Below are 19,409 nucleotides of genomic sequence, written 5' to 3'. Positions count from 1 at the left end.
CGTGGATTGCGCGTTCATGGCGGATCCCGCTGCGCCATTGCGGCGTCGATGGCAGCTTCCGGGGTTTCGTAGGTCGGCGCGCCGAGCGTGTGCTCGCCGACGTGCCACTCGCGGGGGCCCTGCGCGGGGTGGATCTGCCGGAAGCTGCGTGGGAACCCGTATTCCACTGCGTGGCGCCAGCGCGCCGCGTCCCGCTTCCACTCGCTCGCCTTGTCACCGATGATGTGGAGCAGCTGATCATGTGAAAGCCTGGCAGGCTGTTCACGCAGCAGATTGATGTGCAGCGCGTTCGGGTCTCTGAGCTTATGCCACTCGGCCAACTGGTGCTCAAGCTCGAAGGCGAGCGCACCTAGCTCTTTGCGGGCCTGCGTTATTGCACTATCGCGAGAGTTCCGTGCGGATTGGGCGGCGAGCTGTGCTTCTCGCCGCGCTTTATTGGCGTGTGCAAGCTCAGCGGACTGGGCGACGATGTGGTCTAGCATGGACATCATCATGCCCCGCAGTGCTTCAGGCGATGCTCCAACGCCATTTGCGGCCGCTCGCAGCATGGCGAGTTGGTCAGGTGTCAGCACGGCCATTCCTCCTCTTGATGTACTCGCGGTGCCATAGCTCAGCCTCCGCATGGTTTCCAAGCTCGCCGGTGACGCGCCGGCGGCAGTTCATCGCAGCGCACATCCTGGTGGTGATCGATACCGCGCCATGCTGGATCGCCAGCGCGCGCTTGCCCAGCGAGATATCGTAGTGGCTCTCGTGCTTCGGGGGAGCCTGGTGCCAGCGGCGCGCCACGCCGATACGATCCGCCATGGCGTGCAGCTCGTCGTCGGTGTCGGCCAGCATGTGGCACATCACCATGCGGCCGTAGCTGGCGCGCATGTCATCAACGTAGACCGCCATCACCTACCGCCTTTCTTGGCTCTCTCGCGGTCGAACCGCTTCACGCTGGCGACCGTGGCTTCGTGGTGGATGGGGCACTGGGCCAGCATGTCACCATCCACCGTGCGCACCCAGCGGCAGCCGCACTGGTAGCCGTCTACATCGACCTTGCGGCGCTTGTAGATGTCGCCGGGCATCACTCGCCCCCTTCATTCGGCCTGAACGTCAGCTCACCGCGGAGTAGCGCCTTCACGATGGCGTTGAACTCCCAGCAGTAGTTTTGCGATTCGACGTACACGCGCAAGCCGTGCTTGTAGTCGTGCTGCTTACGCTTGATGAATGCCTCGGCTGCCGCCGTGGTGAGATGAGAGTTCACGTAATCCCACCGGTCATCCCAGCCGGTTACGGTGTGTGGTCCTCGCGCTCACCCAGGATTTCCCACTGGTCGTCCTCGTCCAGCTCAAGAAACAGGATGTCGGCCTCCTCGCCATCGCTGGCCAGGCGGTTCAGCTCCTCGCGCTCTTCCTCGTCGCAGCCGTCCCAATATTCCTTCGGGCTGAACCACATCGAGTCTTCGCAGCACACGACCCACTGATCGGTGTAGTCGGTGTCTATGCCAGTGATGATGCGTCGCGTCTGGACGACAAACAGCGCGTTAGCGGTGCAGTGCTCATCGACACCATCACCCTCTACATCGTGGCGCAGCCTGACGATGAAGTCCGCGAATGTGTCCGGCGTCAACTCCGCGCCCGCGGCTATGGAGGCCTTGAGTTGAGTCATGCGGCACTCCCTTCATTCGGCTGCAGGCTGGCCGGCAGGTAAATTGCCCGTGATCTGCTTGCAGCCATCGGTGTTGGCTTGTCCATGCGGCCAGTGTCGAGCCTAGCGGCATCCAGCGCACGCCAGGCAGCGCTGCTGTTCGGCACGGGGGCGTGCTGGTCGCCGTCGTACAGCTTGGCAAGATAACCATTCAGCCGGCGATAGTAGGGCGTGGTGCACGCCAGTTTAGTCGCCTCATCTTTCGGGACGGCAATGCACGTTCCGCCGGCCGGCGTGCAAATGCTCCGCGCTTCCAGTTCGGTGTAAACGCCGGCCTTGTGGGTGCAAATCGTGTAGCCTCTGCTGTCTGGCCTCCACCAGGTGATGTGCTCGTGATCTCTGATATTAATCCGGCAGTCAAATACCGTACAGAAAGCTCATGCCGCGTAGCGGATTTTTTCATGCCGGAAGTACGACCGGATTCTGGCCGGCTGCTTCTGCAATGAGCGTAAATGGGACAGCACTTTCCCTTGAAGTTGACCGTCTGATCGAACCGGCTCACCTGCGCTCATTCTGGCCTTCAGGTCGCCGTTCAAGTATTCATCCGGGTTCAGTTCCGGTGAGTAGCTGGGCAGGAAGAACAACTCAATCGCCTTCTTGTTCTCTTCCTCCTCCAACCATGCTTGCACCAGCTTGCTGTGATGCACGCGCAAGTTGTCGAGGATCAAGAACACCTTCTTGCCGCCAGCATCACGGATCAGCCGCATCAGAAACTTGATCAGCACCCGGGCCGTCAAGGTCTCCCGGTACAGCATGAAGCGCATCTTGCCTTGGTTGGTAATGGCCGAAATCAAGTTGATGCGCGCTCTTTTCGATTGGGATAACACCAGAACTGGGGTTTGGCCTTTTGGGGCGTAGCCACGCGGAAAGTGCTCAACACTCGACACCGCCGATTCGTCGCCCCAGCTGATTTCAGCCATTTCCGCTTTGGCACGCGCGACGATAGCCGGGTATTCCTCCTTGAGCCATTTCTCGACTGCTGCCGGTCGCTGCTCATAAGCGCGTTTGAGCGGGCGCTGCGGCGTAAAGCCCCAGCGGGCCAAGTACAGACGGACAGTACGGATCGGCAGATCGATCAGAAACATCTGCTTGATTACAGCCTTGACCGCCTGAGCACTCCACAGGGCAAACCTCAGCTTCATCTGGTCTGGCGTGCGATCCACGATGTCCTGCTTGATCCGGGCTTCCTGCGCCTCGGTCAGCCGACGGCCGGTGCCTTCGGCGCGACCGCGCTTCTGTTCTTTGAATCCCTGCGCACCTAGTGCTGCCTCACGCACCACCCAGGCGGAAATGGTGGGGCGGCGCAGCCCGAGTTCTTCGGCAATACTGGCTTGAGACCGGCCTCGCTTGTACATCCGGATAGCGGTACGCCTCAGCTGCTCACGGGCGGCCAGTTCAAGCTTGCGCACATCGATTTTTTCCATGCCGGAAGTATACAATCTGTACGGATTATTACTGCCGGATTAATAGCAGACTGTCGGCCATTTTGAGCAGTTCTGGATCGGGCTTGGCCCGCTTGTTACGTTTTACAACGGTCATCGTTTCTCCTGATGGTGGTAGTGTCCTGCCAAATGACCGATTACACAAAATTATTTACACCCTCTCCGAGACTAGGCAAATAGTTCATTTAACGAAAAATTCTACCCTAATAGGTGCTGCCTCCACTCCTCGAATTCCATCTATATTAACAATGGTATAAATATAAAGCCAATGTGGATACTCTGGATGCTCTATATTATCCATAAGTCCAAGCTTATGGCTCACTTCATCAGAGACGACATAATTAGTGTTATCCGAACCAATGACATCATTCAGTGCCTGGCTAGGAAAGTAATTCTCTTTATCTACCATATAAATTCGATATCCAATCACTCCTGAAATATCTTTCGGCTTTTCCCAATGCACTGATAAATTTGTCCAAATGTGATCTTTTCCTCGTGTTGCTTCCGCAATAACATTGCGCACAGACAAATCTCGGTCTGTCAAATAAGTACAGATACCAGAGTTCCGTTTAGGGAGCTCTGAAATATTACCAGGAGAACTCGTCACCACCAAGGTACGGTTACGCTCAACAGCTGTATCAATCATGGCACATGTATACTTTGCCCTTTTGGCCGTGAATGGCTGCTGCTTCTGTCCAGTTACAGACCAAACTACAGCAGACTCTCCATTAGTCTCCAGCTGTACCTGGGTTGCCACTCCGCTCGCATCTTGGGCGGGAAATCGCCAAGTGGAGACATCCACCGATTTTCCACCGGTCACATCGACATCCTGATCCGAGGCGACCATGACATCCACCTCCCCCTCCCCTGCCGTTTTAGGTCCTTGCGTATAGTGAGGATTGGGTGTGTACGCCAGCGTTTCAACATCGGGAACTTTACCCGGTACAGAGGGTAGCTCACGAATTTCAAACATGCCCTTGATAAAAGAAGATCTAATTCCACCAGGAAAAGCAATTTCCTGTTCGCCCGGCAATGGCGATAGGTCATAATCAAGCGACTTGTCGACCGCAATACCACCGGGTGCATTGATCACATAAACATAATGCCGCTCATTAGTACTGTGAGCAGCAAAGCCTTCCGCCACACCATATGAAAAGGATGAGCTCTTAAGAGCACTTTGCGTTGTTGCACCAGCACCTGGTCTGATTTTTAAACTACCATCCGCTTTGATCACTTGCAAGCCATCCAGCTTAAAAACAGAATCAGGTTCATAATGGTGATTACCAGCGCCATAGAACAGCAGCTTTTTGTCATCGCCGCGCCAGATGATTTTCTTCACTTTTGGATTATCGCGATCGGTATGGCTAATGTTGGTGCATAAATCTGCGGTGACCGCAAACCAGTTCTTATACCATGACATACCTGTTAAAGTGTCGCGTGCTGTCTGATTCATCTCAGCCAACCACGGTGGGGTTTTATCTGCCCCACCTGGAACACATTCAGGGGGACGATCCGCTGCCATACTGAAAGCTGACCAGCCAACAAAAAGAAATGCCAACAGATGGTTCATATACGGTTCGTGATGTGACATATTCTTGAAAGACATTTTCGTACCTCACTATTGCAAATATGATAAAACATGCGGGAAAAATTTAACCTTTAGGGAAGGTCTGAACAACCTTCGCCATGGACAAAAATGCAATTTCTCGGTTCTGTCGCAGTAGTCGGAGATGACCGTGTCCAGAGCGGTGAAGGCCGCCGACTCAAGTCGCCAACCCATAGAACTGCTCGGCAGGCGTTAAGAGTCGCTAATAAAGCCTCAGGCTGTCGCTTGTAAATCGCTGATCTGCCATGTGCGTCGTTGCGCAGAATATAGGTTTTGTTAGCGGTCTTAGTTCGCCGTCGTGCAGTTTGGTCCTTGCCACTTGCCATCCATGTTCATCGTAACTCCGGGATCTTCCATCCGACAATCTGGCAGTTTAGGCTTGCTGTCGGTGGGAATCACGATAATTGTGGCGGCTGGTACAGCGGGGGGCTGAGCGGCCGGTTGGACTGGAGGGTGCATGCGCTTCTCTGCCTCCTCCATCCGGTCACGCATGTCCTGCTGGCGTTTGTCGGCTTGCTTCATCATGCAATTAGCGTAGTTGTCGGTGCCGGGCTGGAAACCGTAACCAGTACAGGCACCCTGATCCATTGCGCGAATCTCTTCTGGACTGGCGCAGGAGGTCAGGGTCGGAACGCTGATAGCGATTGCGATCAATAGTGGCAAGGGTTTCATCTACTGGTTTCTCCAGAGAGTAATGAGCATTCAGAGTGACGGCATTTCGAGTAATTTATAGAATAAAGAAATGAGATCTATAGGATTAATCTTAAGTATCTGATGCAGCTTCTACCAGAATAGGCGAACCCGCCGGGCCTGTCCGAATTTTTGGGCACCTCGAAAAACCCCGGGGTGCCCTCAGCTGGTAAAATTATACCGTCCAGACTCTTGCCGAGCTTGAGCCCGATGAAACCACGCAACGCCATCAAGAAAGACCTGTTCGCCGCCGACCACCACCGGCAGAAGATCGACCACCTGGGCGACCCTCTGGTCGAGATCGAGAAGCACATCAACTTTGCCGCCTTGGCGGCCGAGGTCGATCGGGTCGCGCCTCGGCCAGTCAGCCAGCAGGGCGGCCGCCCGCCGTTTCCGACCGAAACGATGGTGCGGATTCTGGTCCTCAAGCGGCTGTACAACCTGTCCGATGAACAAATGGAGTATCAACTGCTCGACCGGATGAGTTATCAGCGTTTCTGTGGGCTGGGCCAGGCGGTCAACATCCCTGACCGCACCACGATTTGGACCTTCGAGAATCGGATCGGCGAAACCGGGGCCCGTGCACTGTTCGATGGCGTGTCAGCACAATTGCTCAAGCAAGGCTATATCGCGCGCGGCGGCCAAATCATCGACGCGACGTTGGTGCCAGCGCCGAAGCAGCACAACAGCAGCGACGAGAAGATGCTGCTCGATCAGGGCGCAACGCCGGCCGATTGGAAACCCGCGAAGCGGCGCCAGAAGGACCAGGATGCCAGCTGGACCAAAAAGCACGGCAAATCCTACTTTGGCTACAAACTGTCGGTGAACGTCGACAACAAATACAAGCTGATCCGCAAGTTCAAAACTGATACGGCCAGTACGCATGACAGCCAGCATTTCGACAACGTCTTCGATACCAGCAATACAAGCCGGGATGTTTACGCCGACCGAGGCTATCCGTCCGAGGCCCGTGGAGCGCAGCTTGCCCAAGACAGATTTCGGAATCGGATTCAGCGAAAGGGGCACGCCAACAAGCCGCTGTCCGAGTGCCAGCAGCAGCGCAACCACCGCATCGCCAAGGTTCGTGCCCGTGTCGAACACGTGTTCGCCATGATTGATCAGATGGGAGGCAAGTTGGTCCGCACAATTGGCCAACCGCGCGCGAACTTTGCGCTGACGATGATGGCGACCTGTTACAACCTAAAGCGCTTGGTGTTCCTCCGGAAAGCCGGAATCGTGGCCTTCTGACGCCCGAAATGGGCTGAATCGCTGCGTTGAGCGGTGATCCGTTGCAGAAAACGATCCGAATATGGCCGCAAGCGTCATGCTGTTGTTAGGCTTGCTGAAAAGCTTGGGTTATTCGAGATGCCCAGTACTGACTCCCGCGGTCCGAATGCAGAATTACCTCTCCTGAAGGCTGGCGACGCGCCACTGCCATCGTCAGGGCAGCATGCACCAGTTCTTGCTGCATTCGATGATGCATGGCCCAGCCCACTATCGCCCGGGAGTACAGGTCGAGTACCACCGCCAAGTACAGCCACCCTTCACCGGTTCGGATATAGGTCATGTCCGACACCCAGCGCTGATTGATGTCGCCGCCAGCAGCAAAGTGTCGCTGCAGCAAATTGGGCGCCACGGGTAGAAGGTGTTGACCACCGCTCGCGGGTCTCCAACGTTTACGCGCTCTAACCCTGATACCGTTTCGCCGCATCAAGTCCGCGATGCGATGTCGCCCGCAGACGAAGCCCTGTGCAAGAAGTTCGGCATGGATACGCCGATGGCCATAAATACCGTTGACCTCGGCATGCACCAGCCGGATTTCGCGCAGTAGTTGTCGGTTCGCCATCTCTCGCGCCGAAGGTGGGCGGTGTAGCCACGCATAGTAGCCACTGCGGGACACACGAAACAGTTGGCACATCGGGGCTACCGGGTAGCGGCCCGACAGAGCGTGAATCGCGCGGAATTTCACTTCGTGGGTTGCGAGAAGATGGCAAGCGCCTTTTTTAGGACATCGCGCTCCATGGTAACGCGGGCCAGCTCATCCCGCAGTCGCTTGAGCTCGGCGGCTTCACCGGTCTGTTTGCCTCGGCCAGGGAAGGCATCTGGTCCGGCGTCTTGGAGCTGACGCTTCCACTTGCCCAGCAGCGACTCGGTAATGTCGAAGGCTTGGGCAACATGCCGTAACGGGGTGCCGGCAAGTACCTGCTCAACCGCTTCGCGCTTGAGGGCCTCCGGGAAAGTACGTCTGGTCTTGGTCATGAACACTGCTCCTTGGTGGGGATTATCCACCTTAAGTTAGTGTCCACGGGGAATGGGACAGACCAAAGCTGTACCTGTCACTCGACGAGCTGCAGGCGGACCTGGATGCCTGGCTTATCTACTACAATCAAGAGCGAACCCATCAGGGCAAGATGTGCTGCGGCCGCACGCCGCTGCAGACCTTTATCGATGGCAAATCGGAATGGAGGGAAAAGGTCGACAAGCTGAATTGATCTGACAATCGGGCACCGTCAAAACGGGAGACTGTCAGATCAAGTCTGAACTGTAGAAGTTCAGACTTGATCTTTTATCTGACGCGAATAAGGAGTCCAATATGGATACTGGCTTTTCCGATTCAGTACACTACTCCAGCGATGCGGCTGCATCGCTGCCCCTAAGTTCAGTTATCGAGGCGGCGGCAGTTACTCATCATACGCTGCTGTCCAAAACCAATCATATGCAGGCGTTTGCCTACACGGCAACCGCAGGACATTTGACTGCCTATACATTTGATGGTCATGCGGAAGCTTCGATATTCTACGTTGCTTACACCGCACACGAATCCACTCAGCCGCATCGTCCCGTCACGTTTTTCTTCAATGGTGGCCCGGGCCAATCCACCGCTTGGTTACATTTGGGATCATGGGGGCCGTATCGCGTCCAAACTGGAATGCCTGATTCGACCGTGACAGCTTCCCCGTTGATTGAGGTGGAGGATACACTATTAACCGACTCGGACTTGGTCTTTATCGATGCGCCGGCAACTGGTTATTCTGAGGCTATTGCTCCCAATGCTAATCAGACATTTATGAACGCACCGCGCGACGCGATGGTATTTAGCAATTTTATTCGCCGCTATTTGTCCGTTAACCAACGTACTCACTCTCCTGTTTACCTATACGGTGAATCTTACGGCGGGTATCGCGCTTGTTTGATCGCTCAACAGCTGGTGGCGGATGGTATTTCATTAGCGGGCGTTGTTCTCCAGGCCCCCGCTATATGGGAACTATCTATGACTAATGAAAGATCATTCGAAGCCTTACCATCTATTGCAGCAATTGCTACTTATTTTGGTCGGTCAGACAAACCAAAATCCATGAACTTGGATGATTATTTGAAATTAGTTCAGGAGTTTACATCTGGACCTTTTACAACTATGGCACTTCAATATGAAGAGGCTGAAAAAAATCAACAAACACTTCCAGTCCTTTCTCCTGAATTTGTAGGGAAATTGTCTGCCATGACCGGATTATCTGTTGAAATTGTCATTAAATCCTTTCCATTTCTTGTTGGTGCATTGGAAAGTTATTTTATCCCGGGAGAAGAGTTGGATGGCTATGATGGCAGACATCATGGAAAAACAAGCTCCCTTTCGAATAGCTATCATAGCATTAACGGGGCAGTTCCCGCCTATCTTTTCAATATGTTACATTATCATAACAATGGACCTTACATTTTTAGCCATAAGATACCTTTTTCTGAAAATTCTGCTGGGGCGATTCCAAGTTTATTTAAAGCACTCGATAGTCGTCCCTCTTTGAAAGTTCTAGCGATTGTTGGGATCTATGATCTTATCGTTCCCTTTACTTCAGTGGAAAAGGAACTAGCCAAGCTCGGCAAGCGCGAGACGGTGCAGATATTACGCGTGGAAAGTGGACACGCGTCTTATCTAGCTGAAAATGTACGCCCCATCATGCGCCAGCGACTGCAATCCTTTTATCGCTGATTAGGAGATACAACCATGTATCACCAAGGGTGAATCTCGAATAACCCAAGCTTTTCATCAAGCCTAATCTGAGTAGTAGCCTTGTGTTTTTTCGAATATTTTAGACACACTCATTTTGATTGGAAACGGCGCTGTTGCATAAATCCTAGATAGGGCGAGTTTCCCCTTTCCCCAAACGGATTTACGCCACAGCCACCGTGCACGGACGGCCCAGCATGCTGAAGCGGTTCAAGATGGCGGCACGCACTTGCAGCTCTGCCACTTGACCATCGAAACGCCGGGCCGTCACCCTTTCCCCCAGCCGTTTGAAGCAATGCATCTTGGTTTCCACCAAGCTGCGGCGATGACTTACCCCTCCTTGTAAGGCCGCAGCGGCGGCAGGCCGCGCTCTGCAAGCACGCGGTTGAACCCCTCCGTGCCAAGGTCTTGCAGGCTGGACGGCCGTTCCGCCTTGGCGAGGTCGGAAAGCCGGCGGTGATCGTCGGGGTGGACTTTTACCTTGATGCACACATAGTCCGGCAGCGGCTTTTCTTCCTTGGTCGGTGCTTCCGCCTCGCCGCCGCCCAAGAAATCCTTCAGACTGGTCTTGCTCATCGCGTCTTCTCCTTGATCCACCGCCATAGCGCGCGGATCTCGGCCGCCGCCTTGCCGCGCGGGTCGAACTCCGTTACCGACCGGCCGGTGGCAATGGCGCGTGAGAAGGCGATGCGCTCGCCGATCTCCACCGGTGCCACTTCGCCGAAATCGCCCAGCGCCTGGCGCGCGTCAGCCACTTCAGGAACGCGTGAAGGGCAGGCGGACAGCACAAACAGCGGCTGCTTGCCGGCGGCCGTGACGATTTTCACCGCGTTGCCGACCGCAGCCAGGTCGAATGCCGTCGGCCGGACGGGGATCAGGATGAAGTCGGCTATCCGCGCGATTGCGGCGGCGTCCGGCGAGGAGTGCGGCGGCCCATCAATGATGGCAAGGCCGAAGTCCTTGGCCTTGGCGGCATCGAGTGCGCCCTGGAGTTTAGACGGAGGTGTCTTGAGGACGATGGGGACTGCAGCTGCACGACAAGCGGCCCAGCGCGAGCTGGAGGCCTGCGCATCGTCGCGGTCCAGGATGATGACTTTGCAGCCGTCTTCTTCCGCGGCGACGCCCAGGTGAACGGCCAAGGTAGACTTACCCGAGCCGCCTTTTTGCGAGAATGTGGCGATGGTCTTCACGTTTTCTCCAGGCATGAAAAAACCCGCCGAAGCGGGTTTGGTTGGTGTGAGGAAATCTATTGGGCATCGAAAAAATCAGCCCAGTCTTGTAGGAGCCTGCGCCGCTCTTCAAGATAGAGCGCGTGGTTATAGGCGGCTCGTACTGTGTTGCCATCCGTGTGGGCCAGCGCACGCTCAATTACTTCGGAGCGGTAGCCTTGCTCATGTAGAATGGTTGAAGCGGTACCGCGGAAACCATGACCGGATACGCACCCTTTAAAGCCGATATTATGGATGACACTATTCACCGTGGAGGCGCTCATGGGGCGGTCATAGTCCCGTGTATTCGGGAGAACATAGCGTTCTCTGCCGGACAGATCGTGCAATGACTGCAGAATGGAAACTGCCTGCTTCGGCAGCGGAACGATATGGTTTTCGCCATTCTTCATCTTTGAGCCAGGAATGCGCCACTCTGCCCGCTCAAGGTCAAGTTCGGACCACTCCATGAACCTGACTTCAATAGTTCTGGCCATGGTGTAAATTAGCAAGTACACCGCTTGCTTTGAGAGGCCAAGGCCTTTGTACTCGGCTAGGGCGCGTCGAAAATCCCCAAGTCGATTAATAGGAAGCGTCGAGGTATGTTGAGTCGGGGCTGACTTGATTGCCCCCTTCAGCGACGCCGCCGGATTCATCTCGATACGCAAGGTGACGATGGCGTACTCCATGATCGCGGAGATTCGCTGCCGGACTTGCTTGGCAGTTTCTGGCGATCCACGCTTCTCGATCTCTCTCAGTCTTCCCAAAACCATTGCAGGGCTGATCATCGAAATGGGCAACTCGCCAAAAAATGGCAATATGTCCTTTTCCAGATTCCGACTTGCCGTGGAGGCAGTACTTCCTTTCCAGTGCGGTGCATGCGAGGAATACCACTCCGCGGCCACCACTGAAAACGTGTTCTGATGGGCCTGGATGTTGGTTAGCTTCTCAGCAGCCTTCTTTGCATTGGGATCAATGCCCTTCGCCACGCTCTCTCGCGCATCTTCCAACAACCGGCGAGCGTCAGACAGGGAGACAAAGGGGTATTCACCCATGGTGAGCATGGACTGCTTGCCACCGTGCCGGTAACTGTAGCGCCAGAACTTCGAACCGGTCGGACGAACCTCAAGAAAAAGGCCGCGCCCATCTGAAAGGCGGTAGGGTTTTTCGGACGGTTTGGCTGTCCTGATTTTGACGTCAGTAAGAGGCATGTTGGAAGGCTGCAATGTGGAAACCTTCCAACATTCTTCCACCAATTTCGTGAGCTTTCAATGATGCTTTGTGCGCTCAGTGTGCTGGAAAGGCAAGCCAGGTAAGGGGTGTGGGTGGCTGAGTGCCGCCCTATGCGTGCAATGCCGCCACATGGTCATTTTTCAGTTGGATGCTCATGGAGTGGCTTGGGTGTCTATCGGCTAATGAGACGTAATTCTAGCAAAACCCGCGCTGGCGGGCATCCCGCATGGCGGACCTTTCGTCCGGCCGCGCTTCCGGCCAGCGGCACACGCGCTCAGACAGACCGTCCAAGCCGGCGAATCTCCTGCCGCGGGATGGACGACGAGCTATAGCTGTAAGAGCCTGTTTACGATCTTTTTACGAGCATCGCAGCCCAGCCAGCAGGTCAGATGCAAGGCGGAGGGCGTAGGCCTTGGTGATTCCAAAGCCTAGCCCGACAACGCCGCAGATGGCCTGCTGGCTGGGCTGCCCTTCGGGACGGTTTTCTGCCGGCGCATGGCTTTGTCAAACGTCCCTTGCAGTGAACGACACTGCCGCGGGCCGTTTTTCGTGCCCTGCATCCGGCAGAATACCGTCGATGCCGCAAAAAGATCGCAAACAGGCTCTAATAGCCGAAAGTATGCTGAAAGCTTAGGTGGGCGCGAGGGCTGATGAAATGGGAAGGCACCGGATACTGCTGATAGACGACGATCCCATCGTGGTCCAGGTCATGAAGATGCTGTTCGACGACAAGCTCTGCGTCACGTGCGCCGGCAGTGGCGACGAGGGGCTGCGCGCGGTGGCCGAGGAGCGTCCGGACATCGTGTTGCTGGACATACAGATGGAGGGCATGGACGGCTACGAGACCTGTCGACGCATGCGGTTGCTGGAACTGGAGAGTCAGCCCTATGTGATCTTCGTTTCCGCCCATGGCGATCCGGTGCGGCGGCTGGCGGCCTACAATGCCGGCGGCGAGGATTTCGTCGGCAAGCCGCTGCAGCCGGAGGAGCTGATGCGCAAGGTGGAGCAGGCTTTGCGCATCCGCAACGAGATCAACGCCTTGCGCAGCCAGACCCAGGGGGCGATGTCGGTGGCGATGTCGGCGATGACCGACAGCAGCGCGCTGGGGATCTGCCTGCAGTACTTTCGCCGGCTGTTCAATGTGTCCGGCCCCGAGCAGCTGATGGAGGCGTCGCTGGACGCGATAGGCGAATTCGGCCTGAACGGCGCGGTTCAGCTGCGCATCGGCGGCGAGACCCGCACGCTGAACTCGGAGCGGCGCAGCAATCCGATGGAGTCGCTGTTGCTGCAGGATTTGTCGGCAGACAGACAGCGCATCGTGTCCTGCGGCACCCGCACCGCCTTCCACTACGGCCAGGTATCGATCCTGATCAAGAACATGCCCACCGACGACCTGGACCGTTACGGCAAGCTGAAGGATTATCTGGCGCTGATGACGGAGGGGGCGGCGGAGCGGCTGCATTCATTGGCGCAGGAGGGGCTGGCCGGCATGCTGGACTTCGCCCGCGACAGCCTGGACGCCATCAATCAGCGTTATCAGCGTCAGCAGCGCGACGCTCGCGCGCTGTGCGGCGCGATGCGCGAGGAGTTCGAGCAGGCGCTGGCGCGTCTGGGACTGAGCGAAACCCAGCAGGAGGCGTTGCTCGAGATCGTCGGCCGGACCCATCGGGCGGTCGACGCGCTGTACGATGGCGATCTGGCGCTGGACGAGCATCTGCGCGCGCTGGGCGAGCGGCTGGGCAGCCCGGCGGCCTGAGCCGCCGGGACGGACCCGCGTTCGCGGGCCTCGGGGATTACTGCTGTTCGGCGTGGTAGCCGGTGACCCGTTCCACTTCCTCTTTCGAACCGAGGAATACCGCCACGCGCTCATGCAGCTTGGCGGGCACGATGTCCATGATGCGCTGATGGCCGTTGGTGGCGGCGCCGCCGGCCTGCTCGATGATGAAGGCCATCGGATTGCCTTCGTACATCAGCCGCAGCTTGCCGGCCTTGGACGGGTCGCGCGCGTCCTTCGGGTACATGAAGATGCCGCCGCGGGTGATGATGCGATGCACCTCGGCCACCATCGACGCCACCCAACGCATGTTGAAGTCGCGGCCGCGCGGGCCGGACTGGCCGGCCAGCAGCTCTTCCACGTAGCGGCGCACCGGGGCTTCCCAGTGGCGCATATTCGACATATTGATGGCGAACTCGCCCGTCTGCTCGGGCACCTGCATGTCCGGGTGGGTCAAGACGAAGGAGCCGTGTTCGCGGTCCAGCGTGAAGCCGTGCACGCCGCTGCCGAAGGTCAGCACCAGCATCGTCTGCGGGCCGTATACGGTGTAGCCGGCGGCGACCTGCTGAGTGCCCGGCTGCAGGAAGTCCTGCTCCGACGGCTGCGTCACGCCCTGCGGGCTGCGCAGGATGGAGAAGATGGTGCCCACCGAGATGTTGACGTCGATATTGGACGAACCGTCCAGCGGGTCGAACATCAGCAGGTATTCGCCCTTCGGGTATTCGCCGGGGATGTGGTAGGGCAGCTCCATTTCCTCCGACGCCATCGCCGCCAGGCTGCCGCCCCATTCGTTGGCGTCCAGCAGGAAATCGTTGGCGATCACGTCCAGCTTCTTCTGTGCCTCGCCCTGCACGTTGCCGGTGCCGGCCTCGCCGAGCACGCCGGCCAGTGCGCCCTTGTTCACCGAGTAGCTGATGGCCTTGCAGGCGCGGCCTACGGTCTCGATCAGCAGGCGCAGTTCCGGCGGCAGCGTGCCGGCCTTGCGTTGCTGTTCGATCAAAAAGCGGGAGAGGGTGATGCGGCTCATGACTTTCCTCGGGATGGGGGTGTGGGTGCGCGAATGATAATGCCGGCGGGGTGCCGACACAACGCGGCATTATAACGAATAAGCCGGCGCAGGCGGGGGGAAGCGGCTATCAAAAAAAGACGAGCTTTGTGACTTGGGAATGGCCATGCTGATCCGGATCTTCTCTCTGCTGTTGTTCGGCTTCGCCGCCTGGTCGGCTCCGGCCGTGGCGCTGACCCTCTACACCGAGGACTGGCCGCCCATCACCTATCAGCGCAACGGCGTCGCCGACGGCATGGCGGTGGAGGTGGTGCGCGAGATTCAGGCCCGCATCCACGACAACAGTCCGGTCGAAGTGGTGCCGTGGGCGCGCGGCTACAAGGAATTGCTGACCACTCCCGGCGTGATGCTGTTCACCGTCGGCCGCAGCGAGGCGCGAGAGAGGCAGATGTCGCTGCTGGGGCCGATCGCGGTGTCGCAGACGGTATTGCTGGCGCGCAAGGGCGAGGCGGCCAAGCTGCTGGCCCTGGGGTCCGGCATTTATCAGCGGCCGGTCGGCGCCTATCGCGGCAGCATCTTCGCCGACGCGGCCTCGGCCGCCGGCTTCATCGAGGTGGACCTGGCGCCGACGCCGCAGGTGACGGCCCAGAAACTGCTGCTGGGCCGCTACGATATGTGGGTGGAGGGCGGTTTCGTCGTCGGCTCGGTGCTGAAGGACATCCATCAGCCGGCGGACGCGGTGGAGGTGGTGCGGGTGCTGGAGTCGCTGGAACTGTACCTGGCATTCTCGCGCGGCACGTCGGGCGACGAGATCCGCCGCTGGCAGGACGCGTTCGCCGCCGTCAAGAAAGACGGCAGCTTCAAGCGCATCTACAACAAATGGCTGCCGCGCGACGTGCCGCCGCTGGAGTTGCGGCTGATCGGCGTGACGCCCGGACATTGAGTCCGTTCACGGCTTGAGCGCGCCGGTCTCGTCGGCCTGGCTTTCCAGCCAGCGGCAGAAGGCGGTCACCGTCGCGTCGTCGGCGGCGATCCGCGGCACCACCCAGCAGTAGTCGCGCACGGTGACCACCGGCGCCGGCAGCGGCGATACCAGTTCGCCGGCGCCTATCAGCGCCTGCGCCATCGGCATCGGCCCCAGCACCACGCCGAGGCCGTCGACGGCGGCCTGCAATGCCAGGGAGAACTTGTCGAAATGCATGCTGCTGGCCGGTTTCAACTCGGGCACGCCGGCCAGCGTCAGCCAGCGCGGCCAGGCGGTGGGGCGGGTATCGGCATGCAGCAGCGTGTGCGAGACCAGGTCGGCGGGGCTGGCCAGCGGCAGTCTGGCCAGCAGCGCCGGGCTGGCCAGCGGCAGCTCCCATTCCTTCAGAAAGGGTTTGGCGATATGGCCGGGCCAGTCGCCGGGGCCGCGGCGGATGGCGATGTCGAACGGCGCGTCCAGCCGCGACAGGTCGCGGTCCGAGGTGACCAGGTGCAGCTCCAGCTCCGGAAAGCGGGCGCGAAAGCCCGCCAGCCGAGGCAGCAGCCAATAGCTGGCGAAGGTGGGGGTGGAATTGATGCTGAGGCGGCGCTGGGTGTTCGGTTGCAGCAGTTGGGCGGTGGCGTTGGCGATCAGGTCCAGGCCGTCCTGCACCTGCACCAGATAGCGCCAGCCGGCGTCGGTCAGCCGCACCCGGCCGCCGCTGCGCTCGAACAGCGGCAGGCCCAGCCAGTCTTCCAACTGCTTAATCTGTTTGCTCACAGCGCCATGCGTGACGAATAATTCGCCTGCGGCGGCGGAAAAGCTTTCCAGTCGGGCTGCGGCCTCGAAAATTCGCAGCGAGTTCAGCGGGGGGTAAGTGCTCATGCTGTGATTTTAACTCACAATCGATGTTGCTATTACTCGTTTGTATGCAAGCGCCTAACAGCGTAACCTTCAATCACTACAAAGAGCATATTCCAGCGCCAAACACGCGGTAATGATGCACACTTAACGAGTGGAGACTGCCGGCGCCAACCGCGCCGCCAGGCTTGCCGACAACCAAAGCCAAGAAGGTCCCGAGTCATGCTAGAAGCTTATCGTCAGCACGTTGCCGAGCGCGCCGCGCTGGGCATTCCGCCCCTGCCGCTGTCGGCGAAGCAGGTCGAAGAACTGGTCGAACTGTTGAAGAACCCGCCCAAGGGCGAGGAGACCACGCTGGTCGAGCTGATCACCCACCGCGTGCCGCCGGGCGTGGACGACGCCGCCAAGGTCAAGGCCTCCTTCCTGGCGGCCGTCGCCGAGGGCAGCGTGAAGTCGCCGCTGGTTTCGCGCGAACTGGCCACCGAACTGCTCGGCACCATGCTGGGCGGCTACAACATCAAGCCGCTGGTCGACCTGTTGGACGACGCCGCCGTCGCCAAGATCGCCGCCGCCGGCCTGAAGAAGACGCTGCTGATGTTCGATTCCTTCCACGACGTGAAGGAAAAGATGGACAAGGGCAACGCCGTCGCCAAGGAAGTGGTCGAGTCCTGGGCCAAGGCCGAGTGGTTCACCAGCCGCCCGGAAGTGGCCGAGAAGATCACCGTCACCGTGTTCAAGGTGCCGGGCGAGACCAATACCGACGACCTGTCGCCGGCTCCGGACGCCTGGAGCCGCCCGGACATCCCGCTGCACTACCTGGCGATGCTGAAGAACACCCGCGCCGACGCGGCCTTCAAGCCGGAAGAAGACGGCAAGCGCGGTCCGATGCAGTTCATCGACGACCTGAAGAAGAAGGGCCACCTGGTCGCCTACGTCGGCGACGTGGTCGGCACCGGCTCTTCGCGCAAGTCCGCCACCAACTCGGTGGTGTGGGCCACCGGCCAGGACATCCCCTACGTGCCGAACAAGCGCTTCGGCGGCGTCACGCTGGGCGGCAAGATCGCGCCTATCTTCTTCAACACCCAGGAAGACTCCGGCTCGCTGCCGATCGAAGTGGACGTGTCCACGCTGGAAATGGGCGACGTGATCGACGTCTACCCGTACGCCGGCAAGATCGAGAAGAACGGTGCCGTCATCGCCGAGTTCAAGCTGAAGTCCGAAGTGATCCTGGATGAAGTGCGCGCCGGCGGCCGCATCAACCTGATCATCGGCCGCGGCCTGACCTCGAAGGCGCGCGAAGCGCTGGGCCTGCAGGCTTCCACCGAATTCCGCCTGCCGAAGTCGCCGGTCGATTCCGGCAAGGGCTTCTCGCTGGGCCAGAAGATGGTCGGCCGCGCCTGTGGCCTGCCGGAAGGCAAGGGCGTGCGTCCGGGCACCTACTGCGAACCGAAGATGACCACCGTCGGCTCGCAGGACACCACCGGCCCGATGACCCGCGACGAGCTGAAGGATCTGGCTTGCCTGGGCTTCTCCGCCGACCTGGTGATGCAATCGTTCTGCCACACCGCCGCCTATCCGAAGCCGGTGGACGTCAAGATGCACAAGGAGCTGCCGGCCTTCATCTCCACCCGCGGCGGCGTCAGCCTGCGCCCGGGCGACGGCGTGATCCACAGCTGGCTGAACCGCCTGTTGCTGCCGGACACCGTCGGCACCGGCGGCGACAGCCACACCCGCTTCCCGATCGGCATCTCCTTCCCGGCGGGCTCCGGCCTGGTGGCCTTCGCCGCCGCCACCGGCGTGATGCCGCTGGACATGCCCGAATCGGTGCTGGTGCGCTTCAAGGGCAAGCTGCAGCCGGGCGTGACGCTGCGCGATCTGGTCAACGCCATTCCGCTGTACGCGATCAAGCAAGGCCTGCTGACCGTGGCCAAGGCCGGCAAGAAGAACGTCTTCTCCGGCCGCATCCTGGAAATCGAAGGTCTGCCGGATCTGAAGGTCGAGCAGGCGTTTGAGCTGACCGATGCCTCGGCCGAGCGCTCCGCCGCCGGCTGCACCGTGCACCTGAACAAGGAGCCCATCGTCGAGTACATGCGCTCCAACATCACGCTGATGAAGGCCATGATCGCCGACGGCTATCAGGATGCCCGCACGCTGGAGCGCCGCATCAAGTCGATGGAAGACTGGATCGCCAATGGCCAGCTGCTGAAGGGCGACGCCGACGCCGAGTACGCCGCCGTGATCGACATCGATCTGGCCGACGTCAAGGAGCCCATCGTCGCCTGCCCGAACGACCCGGACGATGTGAAATTCATGTCCGAAGTGGCCGGCACCAAGATCGACGAAGTGTTCATCGGTTCGTGCATGACCAATATCGGCCACTTCCGCGCCGCGTCCAAACTGCTGGAAGGCAAGGCCGACATTCCGGTCAAGCTGTGGGTGGCCCCGCCGACCAAGATGGACGCCAAGCAGCTGACCGAGGAAGGCCATTACGGCGTGCTGGGCCGCGCCGGCGCCCGGATGGAAATGCCGGGCTGCTCGCTGTGCATGGGCAACCAGGCGCAGGTGCGCGAAGGCGCGACGGTGATGTCCACCTCCACCCGCAACTTCCCGAACCGTCTGGGCAAGAACTCCAACGTGTTCCTGGGCTCGGCGGAACTGGCCGCGATCTGCTCCAAGCTGGGCAAGATCCCGACCGTGGAGGAGTATCAGGCCAATATCGGCATCATCAACGAGAAGAGCGCCGAAGTTTACCAATACCTGAATTTCGACCAGATCGCCGAGTATCAGGAGTTGGCGGCCAGCAAGGGCTGATGGCCTGAAAAGCCGGTTGTTTCTGCGCGACGCCGTCCAGCGAAAGCTGGGCGGCGTTTTTGCGTTGTCGGCGGGTGGCCCGACCCATCCTCTCGCGCTTGTCATGCGTCGCCTGGGCCGCC

The 19,409-nt window shown here is 59.0% G+C and carries 20 protein-coding genes and 2 pseudogenes; 6 read left to right on the top strand and 16 right to left on the bottom strand.

Annotated features, from left to right (window positions below; all coding sequences use genetic code 11):
• Positions 1-14: 14 nt before the first annotated feature.
• From CXB49_RS09730 to CXB49_RS09705, 8 genes are all read right to left on the bottom strand, one after another.
• A complete protein-coding gene (locus tag CXB49_RS09730; RefSeq protein WP_158300723.1) occupies positions 15-578 on the bottom strand; it encodes a hypothetical protein in 564 nt (187 codons plus the stop codon).
• Positions 559-894 carry a DUF4031 domain-containing protein gene (locus CXB49_RS09725; protein ID WP_101708209.1) on the bottom strand — a complete coding sequence of 112 codons (336 nt, stop codon included), beginning with the start codon at positions 892-894 and terminating at the stop codon, positions 559-561. Before CXB49_RS09725 ends, CXB49_RS09730 begins: the two co-directional genes overlap by 20 nt.
• Positions 894-1,070, bottom strand: a complete 177-nt coding sequence (locus CXB49_RS23410) for a hypothetical protein (protein WP_158300722.1) — start codon at positions 1,068-1,070, stop codon at positions 894-896. Before CXB49_RS23410 ends, CXB49_RS09725 begins: the two co-directional genes overlap by 1 nt.
• Complete coding sequence (locus tag CXB49_RS23935) at positions 1,070-1,249, bottom strand: hypothetical protein (RefSeq protein ID WP_199406818.1); 180 nt, start codon at positions 1,247-1,249, stop codon at positions 1,070-1,072. Before CXB49_RS23935 ends, CXB49_RS23410 begins: the two co-directional genes overlap by 1 nt.
• A gap of 26 nt (positions 1,250-1,275) precedes the next feature.
• A complete protein-coding gene (locus CXB49_RS23930) occupies positions 1,276-1,614 on the bottom strand; it encodes a hypothetical protein (protein WP_199406817.1) in 339 nt (112 codons plus the stop codon).
• A 455-nt stretch (positions 1,615-2,069) separates the two neighbouring features.
• Positions 2,070-3,116 (bottom strand): IS630 family transposase, encoded by a 1,047-nt coding sequence (locus tag CXB49_RS09710; RefSeq protein WP_101706528.1) that lies wholly within the window; start codon positions 3,114-3,116, stop codon positions 2,070-2,072.
• A 199-nt stretch (positions 3,117-3,315) separates the two neighbouring features.
• Positions 3,316-4,704, bottom strand: coding sequence for a hypothetical protein (locus CXB49_RS23405; protein ID WP_158300721.1), 1,389 nt, complete (start codon positions 4,702-4,704; stop codon positions 3,316-3,318).
• 321 nt (positions 4,705-5,025) lie between these two features.
• Positions 5,026-5,412: a hypothetical protein gene (locus tag CXB49_RS09705; RefSeq protein WP_158300720.1), complete on the bottom strand. Its 387-nt coding sequence runs from the start codon at positions 5,410-5,412 to the stop codon at positions 5,026-5,028.
• Between the two features lie 228 nt (positions 5,413-5,640).
• Between CXB49_RS09705 and CXB49_RS09700 the strand changes: the two genes are divergently transcribed.
• Complete coding sequence (locus tag CXB49_RS09700) at positions 5,641-6,678, top strand: IS5 family transposase (RefSeq protein ID WP_101706533.1); 1,038 nt, start codon at positions 5,641-5,643, stop codon at positions 6,676-6,678.
• 85 nt (positions 6,679-6,763) lie between these two features.
• Here CXB49_RS09700 and CXB49_RS09695 read toward each other — a convergent pair whose 3' ends face one another.
• Positions 6,764-7,399, bottom strand: coding sequence for an IS3 family transposase (locus CXB49_RS09695; RefSeq protein ID WP_101708206.1), 636 nt, complete (start codon positions 7,397-7,399; stop codon positions 6,764-6,766).
• On the bottom strand, positions 7,396-7,689 hold the full coding sequence (locus CXB49_RS09690; protein ID WP_046158739.1) for a transposase: 294 nt from the start codon (positions 7,687-7,689) through the stop codon (positions 7,396-7,398). Before CXB49_RS09690 ends, CXB49_RS09695 begins: the two co-directional genes overlap by 4 nt.
• A gap of 59 nt (positions 7,690-7,748) precedes the next feature.
• Here CXB49_RS09690 and CXB49_RS09685 point away from each other — a divergent pair.
• Together CXB49_RS09685 and CXB49_RS09680 are read left to right on the top strand one after the other, a co-directional pair.
• Positions 7,749-7,922 (top strand): annotated as a pseudogene (locus CXB49_RS09685) (IS481 family transposase); the annotation flags it as partial.
• A 101-nt stretch (positions 7,923-8,023) separates the two neighbouring features.
• The gene (locus tag CXB49_RS09680; RefSeq protein ID WP_101708205.1) at positions 8,024-9,415 is read left to right on the top strand and encodes a hypothetical protein; all 1,392 of its coding nucleotides are present in this window, start codon (positions 8,024-8,026) and stop codon (positions 9,413-9,415) included.
• A gap of 181 nt (positions 9,416-9,596) precedes the next feature.
• Here the strand turns inward: CXB49_RS09680 and CXB49_RS09675 are convergent.
• From CXB49_RS09675 to CXB49_RS09665, 4 genes and pseudogenes are all read right to left on the bottom strand, one after another.
• Positions 9,597-9,761: pseudogene (locus CXB49_RS09675) on the bottom strand (IS5/IS1182 family transposase); the annotation flags it as partial.
• Positions 9,762-9,763: 2 nt separating this feature from the next.
• The gene (locus CXB49_RS23925; protein ID WP_199406923.1) at positions 9,764-10,009 is read right to left on the bottom strand and encodes a hypothetical protein; all 246 of its coding nucleotides are present in this window, start codon (positions 10,007-10,009) and stop codon (positions 9,764-9,766) included.
• Positions 10,006-10,623: a ParA family protein gene (locus CXB49_RS09670; protein WP_101708204.1), complete on the bottom strand. Its 618-nt coding sequence runs from the start codon at positions 10,621-10,623 to the stop codon at positions 10,006-10,008. Before CXB49_RS09670 ends, CXB49_RS23925 begins: the two co-directional genes overlap by 4 nt.
• Positions 10,624-10,679: 56 nt before the next feature.
• Positions 10,680-11,849, bottom strand: a complete 1,170-nt coding sequence (locus CXB49_RS09665) for an integrase arm-type DNA-binding domain-containing protein (protein WP_101708203.1) — start codon at positions 11,847-11,849, stop codon at positions 10,680-10,682.
• Positions 11,850-12,526: 677 nt separating this feature from the next.
• Between CXB49_RS09665 and CXB49_RS09660 the strand changes: the two genes are divergently transcribed.
• The gene (locus CXB49_RS09660; protein WP_101708202.1) at positions 12,527-13,627 is read left to right on the top strand and encodes a two-component system response regulator; all 1,101 of its coding nucleotides are present in this window, start codon (positions 12,527-12,529) and stop codon (positions 13,625-13,627) included.
• A gap of 37 nt (positions 13,628-13,664) precedes the next feature.
• On the opposite strand, the gene CXB49_RS09655 is transcribed toward CXB49_RS09660, so the two are convergent.
• Positions 13,665-14,672 (bottom strand): class 1 fructose-bisphosphatase, encoded by a 1,008-nt coding sequence (locus CXB49_RS09655; protein ID WP_101708201.1) that lies wholly within the window; start codon positions 14,670-14,672, stop codon positions 13,665-13,667.
• 145 nt (positions 14,673-14,817) lie between these two features.
• On the opposite strand from CXB49_RS09655, the gene CXB49_RS09650 reads away from it, so the two are divergent.
• Positions 14,818-15,594, top strand: a complete 777-nt coding sequence (locus tag CXB49_RS09650) for an ABC transporter substrate-binding protein (protein ID WP_158300719.1) — start codon at positions 14,818-14,820, stop codon at positions 15,592-15,594.
• Positions 15,595-15,600: 6 nt separating this feature from the next.
• Here CXB49_RS09650 and gcvA read toward each other — a convergent pair whose 3' ends face one another.
• Positions 15,601-16,500, bottom strand: a complete 900-nt coding sequence (gene gcvA, locus CXB49_RS09645; protein ID WP_101708199.1) for a transcriptional regulator GcvA — start codon at positions 16,498-16,500, stop codon at positions 15,601-15,603.
• A gap of 198 nt (positions 16,501-16,698) precedes the next feature.
• Here gcvA and acnB point away from each other — a divergent pair, with 198 nt between their 5' ends.
• Positions 16,699-19,287: a bifunctional aconitate hydratase 2/2-methylisocitrate dehydratase gene (gene acnB / locus CXB49_RS09640; RefSeq protein WP_101708198.1), complete on the top strand. Its 2,589-nt coding sequence runs from the start codon at positions 16,699-16,701 to the stop codon at positions 19,285-19,287.
• Positions 19,288-19,409 lie beyond the last annotated feature (122 nt).

The organism is Chromobacterium sp. ATCC 53434 (assembly GCF_002848345.1).
Lineage (GTDB): Bacteria > Pseudomonadota > Gammaproteobacteria > Burkholderiales > Chromobacteriaceae > Chromobacterium.
This window is presented reverse-complemented; position numbering and strand designations above follow the sequence as displayed.